Raw genomic sequence first — 26933 nt, 5'->3', positions numbered from 1 at the left:
ATCACGGGCGAGGAGGAGCGGTACTCGCACACCGACCTGTGGGACTTCAAGGGCAACCTCGTCGGCTCCCAGCAGGCCGTGGGCGCCCTCAAGCCGGTCATCGTGGCGCGCAACGCACACCTGCAGGAGGAGCTCGACGCGAAGTTCGCGGCGCTGACGAAGCTGCTCGAGTCGCACAAGGCCGGTGACGGCTACCAACTCTACACCCAGCTGAGCAAGGCAGACCTGCAGGCGCTGACGGTGGCGCTCGACGCCCTCAGCGAGGAGGTGGCCGAGGTGTCCGGCGTCGTGGGGACGACGTGACGCGGCTGCCCGAGCCGGTATCCCACGGGGCGGGTGCCCGGGACGCCGGCGTCCACGTCAGCCGTCGTCGGCTGCTCGGCGCGTCCACCTCGGCCGCCGTCGTGGCCGCCGCGGCAGGGCTCGCCGCGGGAGCCACGGGGGGAGCCGGGCCCGGACAGGCATCGCCGAGCGCCGGCCCCGACGCGCCCATCGATTTCCACGGCGAGCACCAGGCCGGGATCGTCACTCCCGCCCAGGACCACCTGCACTTCGTCGCCCTCGACGTCGTGACGACGGACCGCGCCGAGCTCGCCGCGCTCCTGCGCACGTGGACCCGGGCTGCGGAGCGGATGACCGCCGGTGCGGAGGCGGCGGCGGGCGGTCTCGTCGGCGGCGGCCCGCACCGGCCCCCCGAGGACACCGGGGAGGCCTACGGGCTGCCCGCGTCCGGACTGACGATCACCATCGGCTTTGGCCCCTTGCTCTTCGACGACCGCTTCGGTCTGGCGTCGAGGAAGCCTGCCGCGCTCGAGGAGCTGCCCCCTTTCGCCGGTGACCAGCTCGACTCGCGGCGCTGCGGCGGCGACCTGTGCATCCAGGCCTGCGCCAACGACCCGCAGGTCGCGGTCCACGCCGTGCGCAACCTCGTGCGGCTCGGCGTCGGAGTCGTGGCGGTGCGGTGGTCGCAGCTCGGCTTCGGGCGCACCTCGTCGACCTCGACGAGCCATACGACTCCGCGCAACCTGTTCGGCTTCAAGGACGGGACGAGCAACCTCCAGGCCGAGGACCCCGAGGCCCTCACCCGGCATGTGTGGGTCGGGAGAGGCGACGAGGCGGCCAGCGGGTCCTGGATGGTCGGCGGCAGCTACCTCGTCGCCCGCCGGATCCGGATGCACCTCGAGGTGTGGGACCGCACGAGCCTGCAGGAGCAGCAGGAGGTGATCGGCCGGGACAAGAAGGAGGGTGCCCCGCTGGGCCGCATCCGTGAGCACGACCCACCCGACTTCGCCGCGAAGGGCCCGGACGGCGATCCGGTGGTCCCCGCCCGCTCCCACGTGCGCCTCGCCCACGCGAGCCGGCTCGGCGGCATACGGCTGCTGCGCCGCGGCTACACCTTCACCGACGGCACCGACGGCGTGGGGCACCTTGACGCCGGCCTGTTCTTCCTCGCCTTCATGCGCCACCCGGGGCGGCAGTTCGTGCCCATGCAGCGCGCGTTGGCCGGCGCCGACCTGCTCAACGAGTACGTCGAGCACACCGGGTCGGCCGTCTTCGCGTGCCCGCCGGGCACCGCGCCGGGACGCTGGTGGGGCGAGGAGCTCTTCGCCTGACGGCCGGCGACTCAGGCTCCGCTGGCCTTGCGCTTGTTGAGCAGGTCGAACGCGACGGCGGCCAGCAGGACGAGCCCCTTGATGGCCTGCTGCCACGCCGGGTTGACCGACATGATCGACAGGCCCATGTTGAGCACGCCCATGATGAGGGCCCCGACGATCGCCCCGGAGACCTTCCCGACACCACCCGTGACCGCGGTGCCGCCGATGAAGCAGGCGGCGATCGCGTCGAGCTCGTAGTTGAGACCGGCCGAGGCGATGCCGGCCCCGGCCCGCGACGTCGTGACGACGGCCGCGAGGGCGGAGAGCAGGCCCATGTTGACGAAGATCCGGAAGTTGACCTTGCGGACGTTGACGCCGGACAGGACCGCGGCGTGGACGTTGCCGCCGATGGCGTAGATGTGCCGGCCGAAGACCGTGCGGTTCATCAGGAACGCGTAGGCGAGGATGAGCGCCGCGACGATGACGAGCACGTAGGGCATGCCGATGGCGCTCGAGGCCAGGACCCAGGTGAAGAAGCCGATGAGCAGGCCGATCACGACGAGCTTGACCACGAACCCGGGCGCCGGCTCCACCATGAGGTCGTGCTGGCGCAGCGTGCGGCGGGTGCGCAGCTGGCCGAGGACGAAGGCGGCGATGGCGAGGGCCCCGATCGCGAGCGTGAAGACGTCGAGGACGCCGGCGTATCCGAGCACCCCGAGCAGGCCGCCGTTGGAGATCGCGACGAAGCCTGAAGGGAGCCCGGCGATGGTCTCGCCGACGATGATGATGGCGAGGCCGCGGAAGACGAGCATGCCGGCGAGCGTGACGATGAAGGCCGGGATGCCGACGTAGGCCACCCAGAAGCCCTGCCAGGCGCCGACCGCGACGCCGACGGCCAGGCCGACGACGACGGCGAGCAGCCACGGCAGGTGCCAGTTCACCATGGCGATGGCGAGGATGCCGCCGATGAACGCCACGATGGACCCGACCGAGAGGTCGATGTGCCCGGCCACGATGACCATCACCATGCCGATGGCGAGGATCATGACGTAGGCGTTCTGCTGGATCAGGCTCGCCACGTTGTCCGGCTGCAGCAGCTTGCCGCCCGTCAGCACCTGGAAGAGCAGGACGATGACGATGAGCGCCCCGAGGATGCCGTACTCGCGCAGGCTGGTGCGCTTCGCGCGGTCCTCGGTGGGACGGGGCGTCTGGGCCGCCTCCAGGCCGGGCTGGGTCTCGACGCTGGTCGCGCCGGCGGGCACGGGTTCGGTCATCGTGCCGCCACCTCCTTCTCCTTGGTCATGTAACGCATGAGCAGCTCCTGGTCGGCCTCGGTCTTGGCGACCTCGCCGGTGATGACGCCCTGGCTGAGGGCGTAGATGCGGTCGCAGAGGCCGAGCAGCTCCGGCAGCTCCGAGGAGATGACGATGACCGCCTTGCCGGAGTCGGCGAGCGCGTTGATGTGCGTGTAGATCTCGTACTTCGCGCCCACGTCGATGCCGCGCGTCGGCTCGTCGAGGATCAGCACGTCGGGGTCGGTGAACATCCAGCGGCTGAGGACGACCTTCTGCTGGTTGCCGCCCGACAGCTTGCCGACGACGGCGTCGACGGTCGGCGTCTTGGTGCCCAGCCGGCGCCGGAAGGTCTCGGCCACCTTGTACTCCCGGGCCTGGTCGACGACCCCGGAGCGCGACACCTTGCTCAGGGCGGCTGCCGTGGTGTTGTGCTTGATGTCGTCGATGAGGTTGAGGCCGAAGCGTTTACGGTCCTCGGACGCGTAGGCCAGCCCGGCGCTGATGGCGCGCTCCACCGTGGAGACGTCGACGGGCTTGCCGCGCACGTATGCCGTGCCGCTGATCCGGCTGCCCCAGCTCCGGCCGAACACGCTCATGGCCAGCTCGGTGCGGCCGGCGCCCATGAGACCGGCGATGCCGACGATCTCTCCGGCGCGCACGACGAGGTTCGCATGGTCGACCACGACCCGGGACCGGTCCTGCGGGTGGTGGACGGTCCAGTCCTCGAGGCGGAAGACCTCCTCGCCGATGGAGGGGGTGTGCTCCGGGAAGCGGTGGTCCAGGCTGCGGCCCACCATGCCGCGGATGATGCGCTCCTCGGTGACGGGCTCGGCCCCGTGCATGTCGAGGGTCTCCACCGTCTGGCCGTCTCGGATGATCGTCGTGGAGTCGGCGATGGCGGCGATCTCGTTGAGCTTGTGGCTGATGATGATGGAGGTGATGTGCTGGGCCCGCAGGCTGCGGATGAGGTCGAGCAGGTGCGCGCTGTCCTCGTCGTTGAGCGCCGCGGTCGGCTCGTCGAGGATGAGCAGCTTGACGTCCTTGGACAGGGCCTTGGCGATCTCGACGAGCTGCTGCTTGCCGACCCCGAGGCTCTGCACCTTGGTGTCGGGGTGCTCGTCGAGGCCGACGCGGGCGAGCAGCCTGGCGGCCTCGGCGTTCGTCCGGTTCCAGTCGATGACCCCCCGCCGCTGCCGCTCGTTGCCGAGGAAGATGTTCTCCGCGATGGACAGGTAGGGGCTGAGCGCGAGCTCCTGGTGGATGATGACGATCCCGTCCGCCTCGCTGTCCCGGATCGTGCGGTAGCGGCACTCCTTGCCCTCGAAGACGATCTGTCCCTCGTAGGTGCCGTGCGGGTGGACGCCCGAGAGGACCTTCATCAACGTCGACTTGCCGGCGCCGTTCTCGCCGCAGATGGCGTGGACCTCGCCGCGACGCACGTCGAGCGTGACGCCCGAGAGGGCCTTCACCCCGGGGAACGTCTTGGTGATGTCGCGCATCTCCAAGATGGTGTGGCCGGCGTCAGCTTGCGTCATCGAAACCGCTCCTCGCTTCGTCGCGGGTGGGTGCTGCTGCGTCTGGTGCTGGGTGGATGGGTGATACCCCGGACCCGGCCGGCGAACCGGCCGGGCAGGGGTGGGCGTGGTGCCGCGGACGGCGTCACCGGGTCACATGCCGAGGTCGCTCGCCTTGTAGAAGCCGGTGTCGATCAGCTTGGTCTTGATGTCGTCCTTGGTCACCACGACCGGCGGCAGCAGGTAGGTCGGCACGACCTTGTTGCCGTTGTTGTAGCTCTTCTCGTCGTTGACGTCGACCTTCTCGCCCTTGACGATCTGGTCCACCATCTTCGCAACCTGGTCGCCGAGGGTGCGGGTGTCCTTCCAGACGGTCATGGACTGCTTGCCCGCGATGATGTTGAGCACGTTCGCCTTGTCGGCGTCCTGCCCGGTGAGGACCGGGTAGGAGGGTCCGGGCTTGTAGCCGGCGCCCTCGAGCGCCTGGGCGATGCCGAGGGCCAGGGAGTCGTTGGGCGAGAGCACGACGTTGACCTTCTTGCCGCCGGCGTAGAAGGAGTTGAGCCGGTTCTGCATCTCGGACTGCGCGGTGTCCGAGCCCCAGCCCTGGATGCCGATCTTGGTCCACTCCTCGTTGGAGGCGGGGGACTTGCCCGAGGGCACGGTGAGCTCGCCGGACTTGACCAGGGGCAGCAGGACGTCCCAGGCGCCGGAGAAGAAGAACTTGGCGTTGTTGTCGTCCGGCGACCCGGCGAACGGCTCGAGGTTGGCCGGCTTGGGCAGGTTGGCGAGCTTCTCCTTGATGAACTCGCCCTGGAGCTGGCCCACCTTGTAGTTGTCGAAGGTCGCGTAGTAGTCGACGTTCTCGGTGCCGTTGATGAGGCGGTCGTAGGCGATGACCTTGATGCCCTTGCTCTTGGCGGTGGCCAGGACCGGCGCCAGGGCGGTGCCGTTGATGGCGGCGATGACCAGGGCCTTCGGGTTCTGGTTGACCATGTTCTGGATCTGGGTGATCTGCTGGTCGACCTTGTTGTCGGCGTACTGCAGCGTCGTGGTGTAGCCGGCCTTCTTGAGCAGGTCGTCGAGGTGCGAGCCGTCCTTGTTCCAGCGCTCGAGGCTCTTGGTCGGCATGGCGATGCCGATGAGCGACCCGGAGGCGCCGGTGGCGGCGCCGCCGGTCGAGCCGGCGTCGCGGGTCGAGCTGCAGGCGGCGGTGGTGGTCAGCAGGGCGACTGCCCCCGCCCCGGCGAGGAGCGTGTTGAGTCTGCGGTTCATTGAGGATCCCTCCTGTCGCGTGCGCACGCGCGACATCCAGCGCGCCGGAAAACGGTCCTGCCGTCGCCGGTCACTTTTGTTGTCCGGCTGAACATATTGCCGGCCGCGGCCCGTGGCAACCCATCTTTACCAAACCGAGTCCGAACCGCCTGCCGAGAGCGGGCGGCAGGCGCGCGCCGAGCGGGCGTTGCTGACCGGGTGGTGCCGAGCACCCCGACGACCATTGGTCGGCGCGAGCGGCCTGCGCTGAGCACGCGCCGTCGCCGCGCTGCCCACGAATGGTCGTCGGGGTGCACGCGGCGCCTACACGGACGGGCGGACCGGGCAGCGGGGGCGCCCGGCGGGTCGTCGTCCCGCTCAGGACGACGGCACCCAGTCGGTGGGGTCCGTGACCACCCGGTCGAGCACCTGCAGGCTCGCGCCGACGAGCGCGGAGTCGCCCTGGCCGAGGGCCGCCTCCACCCGCACGTCGCTCCAGCGGGCGGCGAGCACCCGCAGGCGCACCTGCGCCTCGATGCCGGGGCGCAGGTGCTCGTAGAGCGAGGCGTAGATGCCGCCGAGGACGACCTGCTCGACGTCGATGATGTTCATGGCCGTCGCGATGGCCATCCCGAGGGCGGTCGAGGCGGCCTCGATGGACCGCAGGGCGCGCGGGTCGCGCATGTGGGCGGCGGTGACGAGGCGGCGCAGCGGCTCCGCGACGTCGAGTCCGGCGCCGCGCAGCAGGGCGTCCTTGCCGGCGAACTGCTCGAGACAGCCCGTCGCGCCGCACCGGCAGCGCGGCCCGTCGGGGTCGATGACGGCATGGCCGATCTCGCCGGACCACCCGTGCTGTCCGCTGGCCAGCTCACCGTCGAGGACGATGGCGCCTCCGATGCCCACCTCACCGGCGAGGTAGAGGAACGACTGGGCGGCGCGGCTCGTCCCGCGCAGCTGCGCCCGGGCCCGGGCCTCCGCCCGGGCCGCGAGGTCCGCGTCGTTGCCGAGCTCCACGGGGATGAGGTCGAAGGGGTGGTGCACGCGGAGCAGGTCCGTCAGCTGCACGCCCTCCCAGCCGAGGTTGGGCGCGAGCCGCACCTGCCCGCTGCCGCGCTGCATGATGCCGGGGACCGACACGCACGCGCCCGCGACGACGATGCCCTCGTCGGCGAGCTGGCCCACGACCGGCGCGGCGAGCCGGACCAGGCGCTCCACCGTCTCGGCCGGGTCGCTCGCGCGGAAGTCGCCCGCCGCGCGGCTCTGGACGATGGAGCTGCCCGCCAGGTCGGTCGCCCGGACCGAGATCTGGTCGACCTGGATCTCCAGGCCGAGGCCCACGACCGAGCGCGACGCGGGGGCGAGGAGCACGCCGGGCCGCCCGGCCCGGTCGACGCTCTCGGTCTCCAGCTCCACGACGAGCTGCCCCCGCAGCAGCCGGTCCACGAGGTCCGAGACCGTCGCGCGGGTCAGGCCGACCGCGCCCGCGATCCGGGCCCGCGTCGTCGGGGCGGGCGCCTCGATGATGTGCCGCAGGACGAGCGAGAGGTTGTGCTCGCGCAGCGACGACTGGCGCGCCGCCCGCGGGTCGGCGCGCCCGCGACGGGGCCGCGGAGCGGGCCCGACGGTGGGCCGGCGCGCAGCGGTGTCCTGGGTGGCGCTCACGTCTTGACCGTACCGCGATCGGTGTTTATGTTCATCCAGTCAACAAATAGTTTCTCGGCCGAGGAGACACCCATGACCCGCACGCCCAGCCCCGACGACAAGTTCTCCTTCGGCCTCTGGACCGTCGGCTGGCAGGCGCGCGACCAGTTCGGCGACGCCACGCGGCCGGCTCTCGACCCCGTCGAGGCGGTCCACCGGCTGGCCGAGCTCGGGGCCTACGGTGTCACCTTCCACGACGACGACCTCGTGCCCTTCGGCTCGAGCGCGGCCACGCGCGACGACATCCTCACCCGCTTCCGGGCCGCCCTCGACGAGACGGGCCTCGTCGTGCCGATGATCACGACCAACACCTTCAGCCACCCCATCTTCAAGGACGGCGCCTTCACGTCCAACGACCGGCAGGTGCGCCGCTACGGGCTGCGCAAGGTCGTGCGCAACGTCGACCTCGCCGCCGAGCTCGGGGCGCAGACGTTCGTCATGTGGGGCGGGCGCGAGGGCGCCGAGTACGACGGGGCCAAGGACCTGCGCGCGGCCTTCGACCGCTACCGCGAGGGCATCGACACCGTCGCGGCATACATCAAGGACCAGGGCTACGCCATGCGCATCGCCATCGAGCCCAAGCCCAACGAGCCGCGGGGGGACATCCTGCTGCCGACGGTCGGGCACGCGCTCGCGTTCATCGGCGAGCTCGAGCACGGGGACATCGTCGGGGTCAACCCCGAGGTGGGGCACGAGCAGATGGCGGGCCTCAACTACACCTCGGGCATCGCCCAGGCGCTGTGGGCCGGCAAGCTCTTCCACATCGACCTCAACGGCCAGCGGTCCATCAAGTACGACCAGGACCTCGTCTTCGGCCACGGCGACCTGCTCTCCGCCTTCTTCACCGTCGACCTCGTCGAGAACGGCTTCCTCTCCGGCGGCCCGCGCTACGAGGGCCCCCGTCACTTCGACTACAAGCCGTCGCGCACCGAGGACATGGAGGGTGTCTGGGCGTCGGCGGCGGCGAACATGAGCACCTACCTGCTGCTCAAGGAGCGCGCGCAGGCCTACCGCAGCGACCCGGAGGTCGCGGCGGCGCTCGAGGCGAGCCGGGTGCTGGAGCTCGCCACGCCCACGCTGGACGAGGGCGAGACCCTGGCTGACCTCATCGCCGACCCGGCGGCCTACGAGGACGTCGACGCGGACAAGCTGGGCGAGGCGGGCTACGCCTTCGTCGCGCTCAACCAGCTCGCCGTCGAGCACGCGCTCGGCGCACGCTGACCGGCATGCCACGACTCGTCGCGGGCGTCGACTCGTCCACCCAGTCCTGCAAGGTCGTCATCCGGGACGCCGACACCGGGCAGCTCGTCCGCTCGGGGCGCGCCACGCACCCCGAGGGCACCGAGGTCGCCCCGGAGCGCTGGTGGGAGGCCCTGCGGGCGGCCCTCGCCGACGCGGGGGGCCTCGACGACGTCGTGGCCCTGTCCGTCGGCGGCCAGCAGCACGGCATGGTGGCCCTCGACGCGGAGGGTCGGGTGGTGCGCGATGCCCTGCTGTGGAACGACACCCGGTCGGCGGGCGCCGCGGCCCAGCTCGTGGCCGAGCTCGGTCCGGGCGTGTGGGCCACGCGCACCGGCTCGGTGCCGGTGGCCTCCTACACCGTGACCAAACTGCGCTGGCTGGCCGAGCACGAGCCCGCCAACGCCGCCCGCGTGGCCGCCGTGGCGCTGCCGCACGACTGGCTGGCGTGGCGGCTAGCCGGCTACGGCCCCGCGGGCGAGGCGCCGCTCGGGCCGGACCTCACCGCCCTCGCCACCGACCGCTCCGACGCGTCGGGCACCGGCTACTTCAGCCCGCGCACCGGGGACTACGACCGGGACCTTCTCGTGCGCGCGCTCGGCCACGACGCCGTGCTGCCCCGGGTGGCGGCCGCGGCCGAGCGGGTCGGCAGCGTCCACGACACCGACGTCGCCCTCGGGCCGGGGGCCGGGGACAACGCCGCGGCCGCGCTCGGCCTCGGCCTCGGCGTCGGCGACACGGCCGTCTCCATCGGCACCTCCGGGGTCGTGTGCGCCGTCTCGGACACGCCGGCGCAGGACGAGACCGGCCTGGTCAGCGGCTTCGCGGACGCGACGGGCCGCTACCTGCCGCTCATCGCCACGCTCAACGCCGCCCGGGTGCTCGACGCGGCGGCCGCGTGGCTCTCGGTGGACCACCCGCGCCTCAGCGAGCTCGCCCTTTCCGCGCCGTCGGGCGCGGACGGCCTCGTCCTCGTGCCCTACCTCGAGGGCGAGCGCACGCCGAACCTGCCGACCGCCACCGGCTCGCTGCACGGCATACGGCTCGCCACCTCCACCCCGGCCCACTTCGCGCGCGCGGCGGTCGAGGGGATGCTGTGCGGCCTCGCCGACGGCCTCGACGCGCTGCGGGCCGCCGGGCTGCGGCCGCGGACGGTGCGGCTCATCGGCGGCGCGGCGCGGTCGCCCGCCGTGCGGCAGGTCGCGGCCGAGGTGCTCGGCCTCGACGTCCTCGTGCCCGAGCCCGGCGAGTACGTCGCCGACGGCGCGGCGCGCCAGGCCGCCTGGGTCGCGTCGGGCGCGGACACGGCCCCCGACTGGCAGATCGGCTCCGACGTGCACGTGCCGGCCGAGCCGGCCGCCGGTGCCGCCGTCCGTGAGCGCTACGCCCAAGCCCGCAGCCGCTACCTCGAGGCGCCGGCGGGGCGGCCGCTCACGTCAGGCTGACGCGCACGGTGAGCGAGGCGGTGCGCAGCGTCGCGCGCAGCGAGGTCGCCGTGCCGATGACGTCGCCGTCGATCTGCACCGGCAGCGGGCGGTCGCTTCGCACCTCGATCTCGCGGCACACCGTGTGGTCGAGCGTCGGGTGGCCCTTGCGGCGCCGGGTCAGCACGCGCGTGATGACGGGCAACCAGCCGACGACCCCCTTGGGCGCGGCGATGAGCACGTCGAGGAGCTGGTCGTCGACGCGCGCGTCGGGCATGAGGACGAGCCCGCCGAGGAGGCGCCCGCAGTTGCCGATGATGACGGCCCGGGCGCGGCGCCGGAACGCCGGCCCGCCGTCGACGCTGATGACCGTGCGGAACTCCGGGGAGACGAGGTGCTTGACCCCCGAGACCATGTATGCCGGCCAGCCGACCTTGCGCTTGAGGCTCTCGTTGGTGCCGGCCATGATCGCCGCGTCCATCCCCATGCCGCCCATGACGAGGAAGTAGTGCGTGTGCCGCTCCTGGTCGCCCGCCTCGTCCGCGGCGAGCGCGGCGTCCTCGTCGCCGATCTCGAGCTCGCCCACGTCGATGCGGCGGTTGCGCCCCGTGAGGGCGACCGCGATGGCCGAGTCGATGGAGTCCATGGGGGTGTCGAGGTTGCGGGCCAGCAGGTTGCCGGTGCCGGCCGGGAGGATGCCGAGCGGCGTCTCCGTCCCGACGAGGGCTGAGGCCACCGCGCGCACCGTGCCGTCGCCGCCCATGCTGCACACCACGTCGGCGCCGTCCCGGACCGCCTGGCGGGCCTGGCCGCGCCCGGAGTCGGTGGGCGTGGTCTGGTAGAAGCGCGGCTCGTCCCAGCCGAGGGCCCCGCACGCCAGGGTGACCCGCTCCCGGACGCCGGGAAGGTCGGCCACCTTGGTCGGGTTGACGACGACGCCGACGCGCCTGCGCGGCGGGGGAGCCGCGCCGTGGCGGAACGCGCCGCGGTGCGGCCGGGGTCCGGGCCTGCGCGGCGACGCCGCCCCCGGGGCGGTGCGGGTGCGGACGAGCGCTGCCGCGACGACGACGAGGAGCACGCCGACGACGATCCACGGCAGGTAGTCCTTGAGCACCGCAGAACGCTACCCGAGCGCCCGGCGGCGCCCGGCGCCCGGGCCTAGGCTGGGCGCATGCACGATCCGACCCGGGCCGTCGACCCCGGCCCCGCGCGCCCGGACACCAGCGACTGGACGTGGGTGCTCGTCCGGCCGTGCCCGCAGTGCGGCTACGACTCGGGCCACGTGCTGCCCATCGGGGTGCCGCAGATCGTCCGCGACGCCGCGACCCGGTATGCCGCCGTGCTGGGGCGCATGGACGTCGCGGTGCGGCCCGGGGAGGGGGTCTGGTCGCCGCTGGAGTACGCCTGCCACGTCCGCGACGTGTGCGACGTCATGCGCGGGCGGCTGGAGAGGATCCTCGCCGGCGACGGCACCACGCCGGTCGAGCTCGACAACTGGGACCAGGACGCGACGGCCGTCGAGAAGCAGTACTGGCGCGCGGACCCGGGGCAGGTGGCGGTCGAGCTGCAGGACGCGTTCGAGGCGGCCGCCGCCGCCTTCGCCACCCCGCACCGGGCGCAGTGGTCGTGGTCGGCCGTGCGCAGCGACGGGGCGATGTTCACCGTGGAGACCCTCGCGAAGTACTTCGTGCACGACCTCGTGCACCACCTGTGGGACGTGCAGGGCTGACATGGCGGTGGTCCCCAGGCTTCCCGCGCCGCGGACGCCCGACCCGCGCGATGCCCCGCCCCTCCGGTGGGGCGTCATCGCGCCGGGCAGCATCGCCGAGGGCTTCGCCGCGGCCGTGCGCCACGGCACCAGCGGCACCGTCGCGGCCGCCGGCTCGCGCAGCCTCGAGCGGGCCCGTGCCTTCGTCGAGCGGCACGGCGGGGGCACGGCATACGGCTCCTACGAGGAGGTGGTCGCCGACCCCGCCGTCGACGCGGTCTACGTCGCGTCGCCGCACTCGCACCACCTCGAGCACGCGCTGCTCGCCGTCGAGGCGGGCAAGCCGGTCCTCGTCGAAAAGGCCTTCACCCGCAACGCCGGGGAGGCCCGGCAGGTGCTCGCGGCCGCCGACGCCCGCGGCGGCTTCGTGCTGGAGGCCATGTGGAGCCGGTTCCTGCCGCACTACGACGTCGTGCGCCAGGTCGTCGAGTCCGGCCTGCTCGGCGAGCTGGTCGAGGTCACGGCGGACCACGGGCAGGGCCTCTACCCGGAGGGGCCGGCGCGGTTGGCGCTGCCGGCCCTCGCGGGCGGCGCCCTGCTCGACCTCGGCGTCTATCCCGTGTCGTTCGCGGCCATGGTCCTCGGCGCCGTCGACTCCGTCGTCGCCGTGGGCAGGCTGACCGAGCTCGGCGTCGACGCCGGCGACACGATCGTCCTGCGCGGCGCGACCGGAGCCGAGGGCCGGCTCGGCACGACGATGCTCGCGCCCACCGCGTGCCGCGCCTCCGTCGTCGGCACCCGCGCCCGGCTCGAGGTGGCGGGCACGTTCTACCAGCCGACGTCGCTGCGGCTCGTGGGACGCGACGGCGAGGTCCTCGACGGCTACGACGGGTCGCTGGACGGTGAGGTGCGCGGGCTGAGCTTCGAGGCCGCCGAGGTGGCGCGCTGCCTCGCCGACGGCCGGCAGGAGTCGCCCCTGCTGCCCTGGTCGGAGACGGTGCGGGTGATGGAGCTGCTGGACGAGGTGCGTCGCCAGGTCGGCGTGAGCTACCCCGGCGAGTGAGCGCGCCGGACGGGACGGGCAGACGGGTGGGGACAGGATGAGCGGACGGCACGAGCGCAGGAGCGCCGAGCGCTCGAGCGAAAAGCGCTCGAGCGAAAAGCGCTCGAGCGCCGAGCACATGGCCCTCACCGAGCAGTGGGCGGCGCACAACTACCACCCGCTGCCCGTCGTCGTCAGCCGCGGCGAGGGCGCCTGGGTCACCGACGTCGAGGGACGGCGCTACCTCGACTGCCTCGCGGGCTACTCGGCGCTCAACTTCGGCCACTGCCACCCGCGGCTCGTGGCCCGGGCCGAGCGGCAGCTGCGCCAGCTCACGCTGACGAGCCGCGCGTTCTACAACGACCAGCTCGGGCCGTTCGCCGAGGCGCTCGGCACGCTCGTGGGCAAGGAGATGATCCTGCCGATGAACTCGGGCGCGGAGGCCGTGGAGACCGCCATCAAGGTGGCCCGCCGGTGGGGGCACCAGGTCAAGGGAGTCCCCGCGGACCGGGCGCGGATCATCGTCATGGACGGCAACTTCCACGGGCGCACGACGACGATCGTCGGCTTCAGCACCGACGAGGTGGCCCGCGCCGGCTACGGGCCGTTCACGCCGGGGTTCGACGTCGTGAGCTACGGCAAGGCCTCTGCCGTCGAGGACGCGATCACCGACGACACCGTCGCGGTGCTGCTCGAGCCGGTCCAGGGCGAGGGAGGTGTCCTCCTGCCGCCGGACGGCTTCCTCAGGGACGTGCGCCACCTGTGCGACACGCACGGGCTGCTCTTCGTCGCCGACGAGATCCAGTCCGGCCTCGCCCGGACGGGCCGCACCCTCGCCCTCGACCACGAGGGCGTCACCGCCGACATCATCGTGCTCGGCAAGGCCCTCGGCGGCGGCATACTGCCCGTTTCCGCCGTCGCCGCGGACGTCGGGGTCCTCGGAGTCATCACGCCGGGCAGCCACGGCTCGACGTTCGGGGGCAACCCGCTCGCGGCGGCGGTCGGCCACGAGGTGTGCCAGATGCTCGCAACCGGGGAGTTCCAGGAGCGAGCGACGCGCCTCGGGGCACGGCTGGATGCCGGGCTGCGGGGTCTCGGCCACGACGGCGTCCGCGAGGTCCGCTGCCGCGGGCTGTGGGCCGGGGTGGACCTCGACCCGCAGCTCCTCACGGGACGCGAGCTGTGCGAGCGACTGCTGGAGCGGGGGGTGCTCGCCAAGGACGCCCACGGGTCGACGGTGCGTCTCGCGCCCCCGCTCGTGGCGACCGAGGACGACATCGACCTGCTCGTCGAGGCCTTCTCGAGCGCCCTCGCGGCGGGCGGCCGGCCGCCCCCGCCGGGACCGTCGCCGGCGCCGATAGGGTGACCGCGTGATCGACATACGGCTCGTGCGTGAGGACCCCGAGCGGGTGCGCGCCTCGCAGCAGGCGCGCGGTGAGGACCCGGGGATCGTCGACGCGATCCTCGACGCCGACGAGCGACGCCGGTCCTCGCTCGCGGACTTCGAGTCGCTGCGCGCGGAGCAGAAGTCGGTCAGCAGGGAGGTGGGCCAGCTCCTCGGCCGGTCGAGGAAGGCCGCCCAGGCCGGTGCCGCCGACGCGGCCGAGCTCGAGGCCGCCGCCCACAAGGCACGGGTCCGGGCCGCGGAGCTCAGCGAGCACGTCAAGGCGCTGGGCGAGATCGCCGACGCCGCCGGCGCCGAGCTCGACGGCCTGCTGCGGCGGGTCGGCAACGTCATCATCGACGGGGTGCCGGTCGGCGGGGAGGACGACTACGTCGTGCTCGACACCGTCGGCACCCCGCGCGACTTCGCCGCGGAGGGCTTCGAGCCGCGCGACCACCTCGCCCTCGGCGAGCTGCTCGGCGCCATCGACATGGAGCGCGGCGCCAAGGTCGGCGGCGCGCGCTTCTACTACCTCACCGGCGTCGGCGCCCGCCTCGAGCTCGCCCTGCTCACCATGGCCATGGCGCAGGCCACCGCGGCGGGCTTCACGCCGATGGTCACGCCGACGCTGGCCCGCCCGGAGATCATGGCCGGCGCCGGCTTCCTCGACGCCCACGCCGAGGAGGTCTACCGGCTCGAGGCCGACGACCTCTACCTCACCGGCACGTCGGAGGTGGCGCTCGCGGGCTACCACGCCGACGAGATCCTCGACCTCACGGGTGGGCCCAAGCGGTATGCCGGGTGGTCGGCCTGCTACCGGCGGGAGGCCGGGTCGCACGGCAAGGACACCCGCGGGATCATCCGCGTCCACCAGTTCCACAAGGTGGAGATGTTCAGCTACTGCCGGGCCGAGGACGCCGAGGCCGAGCACGAGCGGCTGCTCGGGTGGGAGCGGGAGATGCTGGGCAAGATCGAGGTCCCCTACCGGGTCATCGACACCGCTGCCGGCGATCTCGGCGGGCCGGCGGCGCGCAAGTTCGACTGCGAGGCCTGGGTGCCGACCCAGGGGCGCTACCGGGAGCTGACGTCCACCTCCAACTGCACGACCTACCAGGCCCGACGCCTTGGTGTCCGCGAGCGCGACCCCGACGGCGGCGGCACCCGCGCCGTCGCGACCCTCAACGGCACCCTCGGCACGACCCGCTGGCTGGTCGCGATCCTGGAGAACCACCAGCAGCCCGACGGCTCGGTCCGCGTGCCGGAGGCGCTGCGGCCCTTCCTCGGCCTCGACGTGCTCACGCCCATCGCCTGACCGGCACCGAGCCGGGTTCGAGGTATTCCCCGACGGCATACGGTCGGGAAATACCTCGAACCGCGGGCGGGGGGACGCTGCTGAAGCGGGCCGCCCCGACGGCTACCGTAGGCCGCATGGCTCAGCGCATGCTCGCCCTCGACCTCGACGGCACGACCCTCAACCACATGGGGGAGCTGTCCGACGCGGTGCGGGACGCCGTGCGCGCCATCCCCGACGACGTCTGCGTCGTGGTGGCGACCGGGCGGTCGATTCTCGCCACGATGCCGGTCCTCGACCGGCTCGGCCTCACGTCGGGCTTCGCGGTCTGCGCCAACGGCGCGCTCACGCTGAGCCTCGACCCGGGCGCCGACGGTGGCTACACGGTCGTCGACGAGGTCACGTTCGACCCGCGCCCCATCCTCGAGCGGCTCCGGCGCGAGCTGCCCGGCGCGCGGGTGGCCGTCGAGGAGCACGGGGTCGGCTTCAAGGTCTCCCAGCACTTCCCCGACGGCGAGCTCATGGGTGTCGTGCGGCAGGTGGACTGGGAGGAGCTCGTCGCGCACCCGGTCACCCGCGTCACGCTCCGCCAGCCGGAGTCCACGCCCGAGGAGTTCCTCGAGATGGTGGAGCGGGCGGGCCTGCACGGCGTCTCGTATGCCGTCGGCTGGTCGGCCTGGCTCGACATCAACCCCGAGGGCGTGTCGAAGGCGTCGGCGCTGGAGCTCGTCCGGCGGCACCTCGAGGTGGAGCCGGACCACACGATCGCCTGCGGCGACCAGCGCAACGACCTCGAGATGCTGCACTGGGCGGCGTGGGGCGTGGCGATGGGCAACGCGCCGGACGAGGTCAAGGCGGTGGCTGACGAGGTGGCCGGGCACGTGGACGAGGACGGCCTCGTCCCGGTCCTCGACGCGATCGCCGACGCCGCACGGCGCGATGTGCCCTTCCGTGACGGCGTGCCGTCGCAGGCCACGACCCGCCTCCTGACCTGAACCGGCGCCACCCGGCGCCACCCGTCGCCGCGACCCGGGCGGGCGGGCGGCATACGAGGAGGCCGAGATGCCGATCGTGTACATCCACGGCGTGGCCGTGCGCGACGACCCCACGCCGGTGGCCCGAGCGCTCAAGCGCCTGCGGGAGGTCCCGTGGCCGGTGATCCGGGCCAACCTGCGCGAGCACGTCGCGCCCGTGCTCTCCGACGACCCGGAGGGTGTGCCGATCCGGCGGGCCTACTGGGGGGACCTCGGCGCCCGCTTCGCCTGGGGCGGCCGGTCCCTCATCTCCCAGCCGGTCGACGCCGAGGCCCTCGGCACGGGGGTCACTGGAGGCGTCCAACCCCAGGGCGAGGCGGTCCCCGTCGAGCGGGTGCGGCGCGCCGACGCGATCCGGGAGGCCGGCATCCGCAGGATGATCGGGGCCGCCACGGCGCTGCGCCGTCCCTTCGAGGACTTCGTGCCGATCTTCCTCGGCGACGTGCTCACCTACATCGCGACGCGCGGCACACCGCAGGCGCCGGGCGCCATCCCGCTGCGGATCCTCGAGGAGCTCGAGACCGCGCATGCCGCCGCCCGGTTGCGGTCCGAGCCCCTCGTCGTGGTGACGCACAGCATGGGTGGGCAGATCCTCTACGACGCCCTCACAGCCTTCCTCCCCGCCCGGCCCGCCGACCGCGGGGTCCGGGTCGACTACTGGTGCGCGATCGCCTCCCAGATCGGGCTCTTCGAGGAGCTCAAGCTCTTCCTCGCGAGCGACCCGGCATACAGCGCCGAACACGGCACCGTCGCACCGCACCCGCCTGCGGAGCACCTCGGCGGGTGGTGGAACGTGTGGGACCACGCCGACCTGCTGAGCTTCCGGGCCGGGGGCATCTTCGACGGCGTCGACGACAGCCCGTTCTTCGCCGCGGGCACGCTGGCCTCCGACCATCACAAGTACCTCGACAACCCGGACTTCTACCGCGCCCTCGCGGCGCGGGTCGCCGCCAGCCTCGAGGCGGAGCGCTCCGGCGGGCCGTGAGCGCCGACCGGCGGCGAGTGCCGACCGGCGGCGAGCCGGGGCTCCTATGCTGGGCCGGATGCCTCCTGCCTCCCGGGCCTTCGAGCCGGCGATCACGTCCCCGGCCAACCCGCGCCTCAAGGCCCTCGTGGGGCTGCGCCGGCGCCGCGTCCGGGAGGAGTCCGGGCAGACCCTGGTCGAGGGCTACGAGGAGATCGACCTCGCCCGCTCGGCGGGCGTGCTGCCGCGCACGCTCTACGTGTGCGAGGAGCTGTTCAGCCCCGCCGGGCGGGCCGGCTCACAGGACATCGGCGAGCAGGCCGACCTGCTGGAGCGGTTGCGTGGCGACGGGGTCGAGGTCGTCCACCTCAGCCGTGCGGCATACGAGAAGGTGGCCTACCGGGAGGGACCGGACGGCCTGCTCGCCGTGGTCGACCGCGTGGGCGCGCGCCTGGCCGAGCTGGCCCCGCCGGGGCGTGACCACCTGTCGCTCCTCGTCCAGGGAGTCGAGAAGCCGGGCAACCTCGGCGCGATGCTGCGCACCGCCGACGCCGCCGGGGTCGACGCGGTCGTCGCCGCCGACCCGGTCACCGACTGGGGCAACCCCAACGTCGTGCGCGCCAGCAAGGGCACGGTGTTCGCCGTGCCTGTGGCGAGCGCCACGACGCCCGAGGTGCTGCAGTGGCTGCGCGACCACGACATCCGGCTCGTCGTCACGACGCCCGAGACGCGGCTCGTGCACACCGACGTCGACCTCACGGGTCGGGTGGCCGTCGCGGTCGGCAGCGAGAAGCACGGCGCCGACCAGGCGCTTCTCGACGCCGCCTCCGAGCGGGTGCGCATCCCCATGCGAGGCCGGGCGAACAGCCTCAACGTGGCGGCGGCCGCCGCCATCGTGCTCTACGAGGCCGTCCGCCAGCGGGACTCGCGGCCCTAGCCGGGCCCGGGCCCGGGCGCGGGGGGGCTGGTCAAAGGCACCCCTTGGCGTGTGCCACGATTGCGTCATGCGAGTTGACCACGTCTCCTATGCAGCGGAGCGCGACGGGCTCAAGGCCACCGCGGCCCGGCTCGGGGGGCTGATCGGTGTGGAGCCTGTCGACGGTGGGATCCACCCTCGCTTCGGCACGCGCAACATCATCCTGCCGCTGGCCAACGACAACTACGTCGAGGTCGTCGACGTCCTCGACCACCCCGCGTCCGACAAGGCCCCCTTCGGGCAGGCCGTCCGCGCGAGGTCGGAGGCCGGCGGTGGTTGGCTCGGGTGGGTCGTCGCGGTCGACGACATCCGCACGGCGGAGCGGCGTCTCGGACGCCAGTCCGTGCCCGGCAACCGGCACCGGCCCGACGGGGTGGAGCTGCGCTGGCGCCAGCTGGGGGTCAAGGGCCTGATCGCCGACCCGCAGCTGCCCTACTTCGTGCAGTGGGAGGACATGGCGCTGCACCCCGCCGTGGGGGCGGACACGAAGGTGTCCATCAACATGCTGCAGATCGCGGGTGACCCCGCCCGCGTGCGCGAGTGGCTCGGCCTGCCGGAGGACTACACCCCCGTGCAGGTCGACTTCACGTTCGTCTCGCCGCACGGCACCCCCGGGCTCATGTCGGTCACCTTCGACACCCCGGACGGCAAGGTCACCATCTGACTCCGGCGCCCTCGCGCAGAGGACGGGCCGCGCCCGCTCAGCCGGTCAGCGGCCGGGCCGTGAGCCCGAGTCCGCGCAGCCGCTCGATGGCGCCGGGGACGACGTCCGCACCTCGGCCTCGACCGTCAGGGCCGCCTTGGCCACCCCGTCCCAGCCCACGAAGACCGTCGTCCCCCCCGAGCGGCGCGCGTGCTCGCGCAGCGACTGGTCGACGTCGTCGAACAGGGCCGCCTGACCGACGGTGACCTGCGTGCCCTTGATCCGCGCGGTGGCGCCCTCGCCCGGGTGGGTGGTGAAGTCCGTCGTCGGGGGCAGCTGCAGACGCGCGAGCCTGGCGCCCTCGACGATGGCGCGCGCGACGGGGTCCTCGCTGCCCTGCTCGACCGCGGCGGCCGCCTGCAGCGCGGCAGCCTTGGAAAGCCGCCCCACGACGGCGATGCTGCGCAGCCGGAGCCGGCCGGTGGTCACGGGGCTCGCGTCGAGGACGGGGGTGTCGACGTGCCGGCTCCGCTCGAGGGAGGTCGCTCGCCTGACGAGCAGGCCGACCCGCGCCTGCCGACCGGTGTCGAGGAGCCGGGCGGCCGGCCTCGCGAGCTCCAGGAGGTGCGGGGAGGTGACCACGAGGACGGCGACCGGGACGGCCAGCCAGCGAGCCACGTCGTGTCCCGTGAGCAGCAACGCGACAAACGTGACCAGCGCGAGGACGAGGAAGGCGGGTGGCGCCAGGGCCGCCAGCCGGTCGACGCGCGAGGCGAGCGCGTTCCCCGCCTGTCCTGGCGCGACGCTCGCGCCTGCGGGGGCGTCGTCAAGGACGGGGCGGGCGCCCGTCTGCGTCATGGGGTTCCTCCTAGGGCGCGTGGCCTGCGTCGCTGCGTCGGGCGGCTGTGCCGGTGACGCACGTCGCCTCAGCTCAGGTAGTCGTCGACAAGGCGGGTCGCGAGACCGGTGTAGGTCTGTGGGGTCAGCTCGAGGAACCGGGCCTCGACGTCCGCCGGCAGGCGCAGACCCTGCACGAAGGTGCGCAGGTCGTCGCCGTCGATACGACGCCCACGGGTCAGCTCCTTGAGCCGCTCGTAGGGCTCCTCCATGCCCTCGACCCCCTGCGCGCCGAGGGCGCGCATGGCCGACTGGATCGGCTCGCCGAGCACCTCCCAGTTGCCCTCCAGGTCGGCCGCCATCGCCTCCGGGACGGCGTCGAGCCCGGCCAGCCCGCGCCCGACGTTGTCGAGGGCCAGGAGGGAGTGGCCGAGGGCCGAGCCGATGTTGCGCTGCATCGACGAGTCGGTGAGGTCGCGCTGGAGCCGGCTCTGCACCAGGGTCGACCCGAGCACGTCGAGCAGGGCGTTGCTCACCTCGAGGTTGGCCTCGGCGTTCTCGAAGCGGATCGGGTTGACCTTGTGCGGCATGGTGCTCGACCCGACGGTGCCCTGGCCGCGCACCTGCGCGAAGTAGCCGAGCGAGATGTAGGTCCACACGTCCGTGCAGAGGTTGTGCAGGACGCGGTTGAAACGCGCCAGATCGGCATACAGCTCGGCCTGCCAGTCGTGGCTCTCGATCTGGGTGGTGAGGGGGTTCCACGTCAGGCCGAGGCCCTCCACGAAGGCCCGGGACACGGCGGGCCAGTCGACGTCGGGCAGGGCGAGCACGTGCGCGCCGAAGGTGCCCGTCGCGCCGTTGAACTTGCCGAGGTACTCCTGGCGGCCGATGCGGGCCAGCTGGCGGCGCAGGCGTGCCGCGAGGACGGCCAGCTCCTTGCCGAGCGTGGTCGGGGTCGCCGCCTGGCCGTGGGTGCGGGCGAGGAGGGGCACCGCCTTGAGGTCGCGCGCCATGGCCGCCACCTGCTCGGTCACGTCGGTCGCACGCGGCAGCCACACCTGCTCGACGGCGCCCTTGACGAGCAGCGCGTAGGCCAGGTTGTTGACGTCCTCGCTCGTGCACCCGAAGTGGATGAGCTCGGCGAGGCCACGGTCCTCCGCGGCGGGGGCGATGCGGCAGAGCCGGCGCTTGAGGAAGTACTCGACCGCCTTGACGTCGTGGGCCGTCTCCCGCTCGATGACCGCGAGCTCGGCCACCTCGTCGGGCCCGAAGTCGTCGACGACTCGGCGCAGTTGTGCCTGCTCGTCGGCGGTCAGGGCGCGCACGCCGGCAACGGTCCCGGCCGTCGTCTGGTGGATCAGCCACTCCACCTCGACCGACACGCGAGCCCGGTTGAGCGCGGCCTCCGAGAGGTAGTCGACGAGGGGGGCCACGACGCCGCGGTACCGGCCGTCCAGGGCCCCCAGCGCGATGGGCGGGTGTGCGTCGGCAAGCGAGACCATGCGCGCATTCTCCCAGAGCCGCTTCCAGCCGCCGTATGCCGTCCACGCCACGCGCTCCACGCCACGCCGTCCACGCCGGACGGCTTCGGTGGGGCGCGCCAAGGGGAGTCGGCGCACAGGAGGGCGACGGAGTGAGTACGGAGTGAGTGCAGTGTCGGTGCGGCTGCCTAGAGTAGACACATGTTCGAGGAGGAGCGGCTCACGCCGGTGACGACGGCGGACCTGCGAGGCTGGGTGGCCAGGCTGGGGGCGTTGGCGTCGCAGGTGCCGGACGCCGAGCGGGTGGAGCAGCTGCGCCTGCTGGAGCAGGTGAAGAACGCGGCGTGTGCGGCACAGGCCCGGGTGGCGGTGGCCTTCGAGGACTCGCAGCGGGAGGCGCAGGCCGCGGCTGGGGTGCCCGCGCGGGAGCGTGGGCGGGGGATCGGGGCGCAGGTGGCGTTGGCGCGGATGGAGTCGCCGCATAGAGGGTCGCGGCTGCTGGGCCTGGCCCGGCTGCTCGTCGCGGATCTGCCGCGCACCTTGGCCGGCATGCGTGCCGGGGAGGTCTCGGAGTGGCGGGCGACTCTGCTGGCAAGGGCGGTGGTGGTGCTCGACGAGGCGGACCGGCGGGCGGTCGACGCAGCGGTGGGTCCGCTGCTCGGCGGGTTGTCGGACCGGCAGGTCGAGGCGCGGGCAAGGGCGGCGGCCTACGGGCTCGACCCGGCGGCGGCCGTGAGCCGGGGGCGGACGGCGATGGCGGATCGGCGAGTCAGCGTGCGCCCGGCACCGGATGTGATGGCCTTGGTGACGGGGTTCGTGCCCGCGGCGCAGGGGGTCGCGGTGCTCAGGGCGTTGACCCAGGCTGCGGACGCGGCCCGGGCGGCGGGCGACCCCTGCAGCCGGGACCAGGTCAAGGCCGACACGTTCGTGGAGCGACTGACCGGGCAGGCCACCGCCTCCGGGGTGCCGGTCGAGGTCGGCTTGGTGATGACCGACCGGGCCCTGCTGGGCGGTGCGGACGACGTCGCGAGCCTCGAGGGCTACGGCCCCGTTCCGGCTGCTGTCGCCCGCGCCCTACTGCGCTCCAACGGCGAGCACGACCACGAGCCCGACCACCCGAACGGCGGCCACCCGGCTGGTGGGGACGGTGGTGGGCAGGTCGAGCCGCCGGCCGTAGCGGCCGGTCCGCTGGGAGAAGGGCAGTCTCGGGCCGCGGGGGCGGCGCGGGGGTGGCTGCGCCGGTTGTTCACCGACCCGGTCGATGGCAGCGTCGCGCTGATCGACACGCGGCGGCGCCGGTTCGACGGACCCGTGCGGGCGCTGCTGGTCCACCGGGACCAGTGGTGCCGCACCCCGTGGTGCGGCGCTCCGATCCGTGAGGCCGACCATGTCGTGCCGTACGCCGCGGGAGGGCCCACCAGCCTGAGCAACGGGCAGGGTCTGTGCCAGGCCTGCAACCTGGCGCGCACGGCTCCCGGCTGGTCCTCCATCGTCGGGGCCGAGCTGGCGGGGGCCAGCTCGGAAGTCGTGACCATCACGCCGACCGGCGCGGCCTACCGCTCCAAGGCGCCCCCGGCCCTGCCCGGCCTGACCCCGTGGCCTCCCGGCGCGGCGCCGCCCGGGACGCGGCTCTACGACGTCGTCGACGACGAGGACGGCATCGACGTCGCCACGTGGCTCGCGGCCAGGGTTGGGCTGCGGAGCGAGCACGTCGCGTGAGATCTCGGCTGCGTGGCTAGGTCGGGGGACTGTCGGTGCTCGGTGCGACGGTGACGGCATGACGATCCTCGACGCCACCGCCACCAGTCCCGCAACGCCTGCGTCGCCGGCCCGGGCGCCGGAGGACCTGCTCGAGCAGTTCGCCGTCCGGGTGGCCGCCGCCGACCTCGACGGCATCGTCGAGCTCTATGCCGCCGACGCCGTGGTGAGCCTGCCGCGCGGTCGGGAGGCGGCCGGGCATGCCGCGATCCGGGCGGCGTTCGCGGCGGCCCTGGCGGCCGGCGTGGACCTCGACGTGGCGCAGGTGTGCCCCCCGATCGTCAGCGGCTCGCTCGCCTGCACCAGCGCGACAACCCCGGCCGGACTCGTGCGAACACAGGTGGCCCGGCGCGAGCCCGACGGCGGCTGGCGGTGGGTCCGGGACGGCTTTCGGCTGCGTGAGGCGATCGCGTGCCTGCCCGCGATGGAGGTGGAGGGTGCCGAGGTCGCCTAGCCCAGTTCTAACGGGGCTTCGCCCCAGCCCGACGAGACATGCAGGCAAGTGGCCTCGAGTGGTCGGCGGGCTCCGGCCGGTGGGATGACGCGGTACATCGCAGTGCAGCGCGCCCACCCGTCCACGACGCCGACGGACTCAACCGTCATCACGCCGACGACGACCGGGACCGTCCAGCCCGCCGTCACCAACGTGGTGGAGTTGGCATCGGGCGACGGCAAGACGGGATGGTGCAGCGCCTTGGGGTGCTGGTACCTCTACCGCGGTGACAGCACGACGACCACCTACCACGCCGCCGAGTACGACGGCACCGGCTACTACGGCTACGGCTCCACCACCATCGGGTCGGTGTCGTTCCACATCTACGACTACCTGCCCAACTCCACGCAGGTGAAGCTCGTCAACCAGCACAAGACGTCCTCAGCTGCCACGCCCTACGACGTGTGGTGGGCCTCGAACATGCTGGTGAACAGCACTTACCCCTCGGGCAGCAACTGCGGGAGCGCCAACCAGTCCGCCTCCCTCGCCAAGTCCGCTGGGCTGACGTTCAGCTATGACGGGGCATACCTCGGCCAGTGTTTCAACAGCACGCAGGCGACCAAGCACACCGCCTACTGGCGGGACTACAATTACCCCGGCCGGTGGTACCACGACGCCAAGCTGGCGAAGTTCACTCATGAGTCGGGCTACCAGTCCCACTACCTCGGCGACTGGGACACCCCTCAGGCGCCCACCGACAACGCGGGAGCGGGGTGGCAGAACGTATGAGCTCCGCCACCGACCCGTTCTTCGGCAACCGGCCCGAGCACATCTGGGACGAGGGGTTCGAGGCGGCGATGGCTGGCCGTTCGCGGGACACCAACCCCTTCCGCACCGGTGAAGCGGAAGAACTCGACCGCATCGGCAAGGAAAGCGCCGCACTGGGGAGCGAGGAGGGCAGCACGCCCGGCAGCTCCTTCACCAGGGTCTCCGGAGAGGAACTCCAAGAAATCCTGCGTCGCCACCAGGAGGAGGGCAAGCCCTGAGCACCCAGAACGCCCCGGACGGATGTCCGGGGCGTTCTGTGGGTTCAATGGCAGCAGCGCAGAGGGACACGCGCTATGGCCCCGCCCCCTTCCGTGCGCCGCCAACGACGGGAGGATCTGTGGGGTCAGGCGCCCTGAGCCGGGTCCTGAGCATCCTGTGCGGGACCACTTCCCGACGGGTACGTGCTCGGCCACCTGCGATGTCTCGGTGGCCCCGTAGCCGGTCGGGCACGTACGAGCCGCTGCCAACGAGCGTTGACACCAGCACCATCGCCCGGCCGGGCGCTTCCCCCTGAGGCCGCGCCCGCGACAGCCCCGGATGGGGCACGTTCCTGCGCCGCCTGCTCGGCCGGCTCAACCCCCCCGACGACCGAGTCGCCCCCCGGGTCATCAAACGCAAGATGCCCAAGTGGCACGTCTAACGATCCCAGCATGCCGATGGCCGCAGCCCAACGGTCGTCGCAACTACTCGATCCTTCGCGCCTAAACGGGGGACGGTATCGCGCCTAACCCTGGTTTGCCCCGCCCTGCTGGCCTGACCCGGGCCCAGCGGTCAGGTAGTTGTAGACGTCGTGGAACGTCAGCTTCGGCGGTCCCGGGATGCCGGCCTCGGCCGACAACGGGCCGATCTGCTCCTGGGCGAACGCCTCGTACTGCTCTCGCGTCTCCCAGACGTCGACGATGTGCAGGCCCCCGTCGACCGCGGTGACCCAGTGGAACAGGCCTCCGGGGGCACCGGGACCCCCGGGGGTGAAGTTCATCTTCTTGATCACCTCGTCGTACTGCTCCACCGAGGCTCCCTCGAAGTCCATCACCACGGCAATGGTCATCACTCCTCCTTCAAGGCCCGAGGCCGACCTGGCGTCGTGTCACGAACGGGCCTTCTCCGATCGTTGTACGCCCGCCTCGGACCACCGTCAACGCCGGCTCGAGGGGCGGGGGCGTAGGTTCTGCGCTGTGCCGTCCTCCCCGCCTCGTGAACCTGAGACCGTGACCCGGACGTCGCACTTCGTGGACCTCGCGCCGCTGCGGACGAGCCCGGCATTCGCGCGGCTGTGGGCCGGCAACACGCTCTCGGGCGTCGGCGCGGTCATGACGAACACCGCCGTCGCCCTGCACATCTACGACCTGACGGGCTCGACTTTCCTGGTCTCCCTCGTCGCGTGGTTCTCGCTGGGGCCGATGATCCTTGCCGGGCTCTACGGCGGCGCCATCGCCGACCGGTTCGACCGGCGGGCGGTGGCCATCGTCGCCTCGCTCGTCGCCTGGGCGTCCACGGTGGCGCTCGCGACGGTGGCCTGGGCGCAGGTGTCGGCGCTGGCCGTCTTCTACGTCATCACCACAGTCAACGCGGTCGCCGCGACCATCGCGTCCGCGACGCGCCAGGCGATCACCCCGCGCATCCTTCCCCCGGAGCTGCTGCCCAAGGCGGCCGCCCTGAGCGGGATCTCGATGGGCTTCATGGTCACGGTCGGGCCGGCGGTCGCGGGCCTGCTCGTCGCCCGCGTCGGCTACGCGTGGACGTACTCCGTCGACGTGCTGCTCTTCGTCGCGGGCTTCTTCGGGCTGTGGACGCTGCCCGAGGTCCGGCCCGAGGCGGGCGCGGCCGCGGGAGGCCTGGCCTCCGTGCGAGCGGGACTTGCCTACCTGGGCCGGTCACCCAACATCCGGATGAGCTTCGTCGTCGACCTCATCGCCATGACGTTCGGCCAGCCGATCGTCCTCTTCCCGGCCATCGGCGCCCTCATCATCGGCGGCGGCTCGGTGACCGTCGGTGTCCTGACCGCCTCCTTCGCGGTGGGCGGCATACTCTCCAGCCTGGCCTCCGGTCGGCTGACGAGCGCCCGGTGGCAGGGCAGGGCCATCCGCAACGCCATCGTCGCCTACGGCCTCGGCATCCTGGGGCTCGGCATCGTCCTCGCCGTGACGACCCTGAGCGGCCACGCCACTGCGTCCCGCGACTTCGGCGCCGCCAACCGGGCGGCGCTGCTCGCGGCGGCGGCCTGCCTCGCCGTCGCCGGTGGGTCCGACAACGTCAGCGCGATCTTCCGCACGACCATCCTGCAGGCCGCGGTGCCGGACGCCATGCGCGGCCGCATCCAAGGGGTCTTCACCGTCGTCGTGTCCGGTGGCCCGCGGCTCGGGCAGATGTTCGCCGGTGGGCTCGCGGCCGTGACGGTCACGTGGCTGCCACCGGTCGTGGGCGGCATACTCGTCGTCCTGGTGGTCGCCGCGGTGGCCCGGGTGCGCTCCTTCCACGACTACGACGCCCTCGCCCCCCGCCCCTGACCCCGGCTTCCCCCAGTTGTCTGCG

The 26933-nt window shown here is 72.9% G+C and carries 25 protein-coding genes; 17 read left to right on the top strand and 8 right to left on the bottom strand.

The genetic code is table 11. The features are described 5' to 3' along the window. A partial coding sequence (locus VFJ94_RS07125; protein ID WP_325003503.1) for an EfeM/EfeO family lipoprotein occupies window positions 1–303 on the top strand: 303 nt, incomplete at its 5' end. Beyond that, window positions 300–1613, top strand: coding sequence for an iron uptake transporter deferrochelatase/peroxidase subunit (efeB, locus tag VFJ94_RS07120; protein WP_325003502.1), 1314 nt, complete (start codon window positions 300–302; stop codon window positions 1611–1613). The genes VFJ94_RS07125 and efeB, both read left to right, overlap by 4 nt. 11 nt (window positions 1614–1624) lie before the next feature. On the opposite strand, the gene mmsB is transcribed toward efeB, so the two are convergent. From mmsB to VFJ94_RS07100, 4 genes are all read right to left on the bottom strand, one after another. Beyond that, complete coding sequence (mmsB, locus tag VFJ94_RS07115; protein ID WP_325003501.1) at window positions 1625–2869, bottom strand: multiple monosaccharide ABC transporter permease; 1245 nt, start codon at window positions 2867–2869, stop codon at window positions 1625–1627. After that, window positions 2866–4425, bottom strand: coding sequence for a multiple monosaccharide ABC transporter ATP-binding protein (mmsA, locus tag VFJ94_RS07110; RefSeq protein WP_325003500.1), 1560 nt, complete (start codon window positions 4423–4425; stop codon window positions 2866–2868). The genes mmsB and mmsA overlap by 4 nt, the downstream gene beginning before the upstream one ends. A gap of 132 nt (window positions 4426–4557) precedes the next feature. Continuing rightward, window positions 4558–5679: a sugar-binding protein gene (locus VFJ94_RS07105; RefSeq protein WP_325003499.1), complete on the bottom strand. Its 1122-nt coding sequence runs from the start codon at window positions 5677–5679 to the stop codon at window positions 4558–4560. 357 nt (window positions 5680–6036) lie between these two features. After that, entirely contained in the window at window positions 6037–7320 is a 1284-nt protein-coding gene (locus tag VFJ94_RS07100; RefSeq protein ID WP_325003498.1) for an ROK family protein, read from the bottom strand. A 72-nt stretch (window positions 7321–7392) separates the two neighbouring features. Here VFJ94_RS07100 and xylA point away from each other — a divergent pair, with 72 nt between their 5' ends. Together xylA and xylB are read left to right on the top strand one after the other, a co-directional pair. Beyond that, on the top strand, window positions 7393–8580 hold the full coding sequence (xylA, locus tag VFJ94_RS07095) for a xylose isomerase (protein ID WP_325003497.1): 1188 nt from the start codon (window positions 7393–7395) through the stop codon (window positions 8578–8580). 5 nt (window positions 8581–8585) lie between these two features. Continuing rightward, a complete protein-coding gene (gene xylB / locus VFJ94_RS07090) occupies window positions 8586–10043 on the top strand; it encodes a xylulokinase (RefSeq protein WP_325003496.1) in 1458 nt (485 codons plus the stop codon). On the opposite strand, the gene VFJ94_RS07085 is transcribed toward xylB, so the two are convergent. Continuing rightward, the gene (locus VFJ94_RS07085; RefSeq protein WP_325003495.1) at window positions 10030–11136 is read right to left on the bottom strand and encodes a diacylglycerol/lipid kinase family protein; all 1107 of its coding nucleotides are present in this window, start codon (window positions 11134–11136) and stop codon (window positions 10030–10032) included. The two genes, xylB and VFJ94_RS07085, sit on opposite strands and share 14 nt — an antisense overlap. Before the next feature lie 57 nt (window positions 11137–11193). Between VFJ94_RS07085 and VFJ94_RS07080 the strand changes: the two genes are divergently transcribed. The 8 genes from VFJ94_RS07080 to VFJ94_RS07045 all read left to right on the top strand — a co-directional run bounded on the left by VFJ94_RS07080 (window position 11194) and on the right by VFJ94_RS07045 (window position 19085). Then, entirely contained in the window at window positions 11194–11751 is a 558-nt protein-coding gene (locus VFJ94_RS07080; protein WP_325003494.1) for a DinB family protein, read from the top strand. Window position 11752: 1 nt separating this feature from the next. Next, entirely contained in the window at window positions 11753–12793 is a 1041-nt protein-coding gene (locus tag VFJ94_RS07075; RefSeq protein WP_325003493.1) for a Gfo/Idh/MocA family oxidoreductase, read from the top strand. Window positions 12794–12911: 118 nt separating this feature from the next. After that, window positions 12912–14138: an ornithine--oxo-acid transaminase gene (rocD, locus tag VFJ94_RS07070; RefSeq protein ID WP_325003505.1), complete on the top strand. Its 1227-nt coding sequence runs from the start codon at window positions 12912–12914 to the stop codon at window positions 14136–14138. Window positions 14139–14142: 4 nt separating this feature from the next. After that, window positions 14143–15468 carry a serine--tRNA ligase gene (serS, locus tag VFJ94_RS07065; protein WP_325003492.1) on the top strand — a complete coding sequence of 442 codons (1326 nt, stop codon included), beginning with the start codon at window positions 14143–14145 and terminating at the stop codon, window positions 15466–15468. Window positions 15469–15584: 116 nt separating this feature from the next. After that, a complete protein-coding gene (locus tag VFJ94_RS07060) occupies window positions 15585–16442 on the top strand; it encodes an HAD family hydrolase (RefSeq protein ID WP_325003491.1) in 858 nt (285 codons plus the stop codon). A 67-nt stretch (window positions 16443–16509) separates the two neighbouring features. Then, the gene (locus VFJ94_RS07055) at window positions 16510–17466 is read left to right on the top strand and encodes a hypothetical protein (protein WP_325003490.1); all 957 of its coding nucleotides are present in this window, start codon (window positions 16510–16512) and stop codon (window positions 17464–17466) included. A 58-nt stretch (window positions 17467–17524) separates the two neighbouring features. Beyond that, entirely contained in the window at window positions 17525–18382 is an 858-nt protein-coding gene (locus VFJ94_RS07050; protein ID WP_325003489.1) for a TrmH family RNA methyltransferase, read from the top strand. Window positions 18383–18449: 67 nt separating this feature from the next. After that, the gene (locus VFJ94_RS07045) at window positions 18450–19085 is read left to right on the top strand and encodes a VOC family protein (protein ID WP_325003488.1); all 636 of its coding nucleotides are present in this window, start codon (window positions 18450–18452) and stop codon (window positions 19083–19085) included. 45 nt (window positions 19086–19130) lie between these two features. Here the strand turns inward: VFJ94_RS07045 and VFJ94_RS07040 are convergent, their stop codons facing one another. Next, window positions 19131–19922: a hypothetical protein gene (locus VFJ94_RS07040; RefSeq protein ID WP_325003487.1), complete on the bottom strand. Its 792-nt coding sequence runs from the start codon at window positions 19920–19922 to the stop codon at window positions 19131–19133. A 68-nt stretch (window positions 19923–19990) separates the two neighbouring features. Then, window positions 19991–21403 (bottom strand): adenylosuccinate lyase, encoded by a 1413-nt coding sequence (gene purB / locus VFJ94_RS07035; RefSeq protein ID WP_325003504.1) that lies wholly within the window; start codon window positions 21401–21403, stop codon window positions 19991–19993. 180 nt (window positions 21404–21583) lie between these two features. Here purB and VFJ94_RS07030 point away from each other — a divergent pair, with 180 nt between their 5' ends. The 4 genes from VFJ94_RS07030 to VFJ94_RS07015 all read left to right on the top strand — a co-directional run bounded on the left by VFJ94_RS07030 (window position 21584) and on the right by VFJ94_RS07015 (window position 24619). Then, window positions 21584–23101, top strand: a complete 1518-nt coding sequence (locus tag VFJ94_RS07030; RefSeq protein ID WP_325003486.1) for an HNH endonuclease — start codon at window positions 21584–21586, stop codon at window positions 23099–23101. Between the two features lie 58 nt (window positions 23102–23159). Next, window positions 23160–23594 (top strand): nuclear transport factor 2 family protein, encoded by a 435-nt coding sequence (locus VFJ94_RS07025; protein ID WP_325003485.1) that lies wholly within the window; start codon window positions 23160–23162, stop codon window positions 23592–23594. 84 nt (window positions 23595–23678) lie between these two features. Further along, window positions 23679–24362, top strand: a complete 684-nt coding sequence (locus VFJ94_RS07020) for a hypothetical protein (protein WP_325003484.1) — start codon at window positions 23679–23681, stop codon at window positions 24360–24362. Further along, entirely contained in the window at window positions 24359–24619 is a 261-nt protein-coding gene (locus VFJ94_RS07015; protein WP_325003483.1) for a hypothetical protein, read from the top strand. Before VFJ94_RS07020 ends, VFJ94_RS07015 begins: the two co-directional genes overlap by 4 nt. A 506-nt stretch (window positions 24620–25125) precedes the next feature. Here VFJ94_RS07015 and VFJ94_RS07010 read toward each other — a convergent pair. Beyond that, window positions 25126–25449 carry a hypothetical protein gene (locus VFJ94_RS07010; protein WP_325003482.1) on the bottom strand — a complete coding sequence of 108 codons (324 nt, stop codon included), beginning with the start codon at window positions 25447–25449 and terminating at the stop codon, window positions 25126–25128. Between the two features lie 160 nt (window positions 25450–25609). Between VFJ94_RS07010 and VFJ94_RS07005 the strand changes: the two genes are divergently transcribed. Further along, window positions 25610–26908 (top strand): MFS transporter, encoded by a 1299-nt coding sequence (locus VFJ94_RS07005; RefSeq protein ID WP_325003481.1) that lies wholly within the window; start codon window positions 25610–25612, stop codon window positions 26906–26908. Window positions 26909–26933: the final 25 nt, after the last annotated feature.

It is taken from the genome of Intrasporangium sp. (genome assembly GCF_035688975.1).
In the GTDB taxonomy this organism is placed as follows: domain Bacteria; phylum Actinomycetota; class Actinomycetes; order Actinomycetales; family Dermatophilaceae; genus CALMNV01.
Note: the sequence above shows the minus strand (reverse complement) of the source record. Positions and strands in the feature narration are given on the sequence as shown.

Excerpts from the sequence above, each read along its gene's own strand:
- rocD (WP_325003505.1), top strand. The coding sequence starts at position 12,912 with ATGGCCCTCACCGAGCAGTGGGCGGCGCACAACTACCACCCGCTGCCC.
- VFJ94_RS07050 (WP_325003489.1), top strand. The coding sequence starts at position 17,525 with ATGCCTCCTGCCTCCCGGGCCTTCGAGCCGGCGATCACGTCCCCGGCC.
- purB (WP_325003504.1), bottom strand. The coding sequence starts at position 21,403 with ATGGTCTCGCTTGCCGACGCACACCCGCCCATCGCGCTGGGGGCCCTG.
- VFJ94_RS07045 (WP_325003488.1), top strand. The coding sequence starts at position 18,450 with ATGCGAGTTGACCACGTCTCCTATGCAGCGGAGCGCGACGGGCTCAAG.
- VFJ94_RS07060 (WP_325003491.1), top strand. The coding sequence starts at position 15,585 with ATGGCTCAGCGCATGCTCGCCCTCGACCTCGACGGCACGACCCTCAAC.
- VFJ94_RS07105 (WP_325003499.1), bottom strand. The coding sequence starts at position 5,679 with ATGAACCGCAGACTCAACACGCTCCTCGCCGGGGCGGGGGCAGTCGCC.
- VFJ94_RS07020 (WP_325003484.1), top strand. The coding sequence starts at position 23,679 with ATGACGCGGTACATCGCAGTGCAGCGCGCCCACCCGTCCACGACGCCG.
- VFJ94_RS07025 (WP_325003485.1), top strand. The coding sequence starts at position 23,160 with ATGACGATCCTCGACGCCACCGCCACCAGTCCCGCAACGCCTGCGTCG.
- VFJ94_RS07015 (WP_325003483.1), top strand. The coding sequence starts at position 24,359 with ATGAGCTCCGCCACCGACCCGTTCTTCGGCAACCGGCCCGAGCACATC.
- xylA (WP_325003497.1), top strand. The coding sequence starts at position 7,393 with ATGACCCGCACGCCCAGCCCCGACGACAAGTTCTCCTTCGGCCTCTGG.
- VFJ94_RS07030 (WP_325003486.1), top strand. The coding sequence starts at position 21,584 with ATGTTCGAGGAGGAGCGGCTCACGCCGGTGACGACGGCGGACCTGCGA.
- VFJ94_RS07010 (WP_325003482.1), bottom strand. The coding sequence starts at position 25,449 with ATGACCATTGCCGTGGTGATGGACTTCGAGGGAGCCTCGGTGGAGCAG.
- VFJ94_RS07075 (WP_325003493.1), top strand. The coding sequence starts at position 11,753 with ATGGCGGTGGTCCCCAGGCTTCCCGCGCCGCGGACGCCCGACCCGCGC.
- VFJ94_RS07080 (WP_325003494.1), top strand. The coding sequence starts at position 11,194 with ATGCACGATCCGACCCGGGCCGTCGACCCCGGCCCCGCGCGCCCGGAC.
- xylB (WP_325003496.1), top strand. The coding sequence starts at position 8,586 with ATGCCACGACTCGTCGCGGGCGTCGACTCGTCCACCCAGTCCTGCAAG.
- mmsB (WP_325003501.1), bottom strand. The coding sequence starts at position 2,869 with ATGACCGAACCCGTGCCCGCCGGCGCGACCAGCGTCGAGACCCAGCCC.
- VFJ94_RS07055 (WP_325003490.1), top strand. The coding sequence starts at position 16,510 with ATGCCGATCGTGTACATCCACGGCGTGGCCGTGCGCGACGACCCCACG.
- mmsA (WP_325003500.1), bottom strand. The coding sequence starts at position 4,425 with ATGACGCAAGCTGACGCCGGCCACACCATCTTGGAGATGCGCGACATC.
- VFJ94_RS07040 (WP_325003487.1), bottom strand. The coding sequence starts at position 19,922 with ATGACGCAGACGGGCGCCCGCCCCGTCCTTGACGACGCCCCCGCAGGC.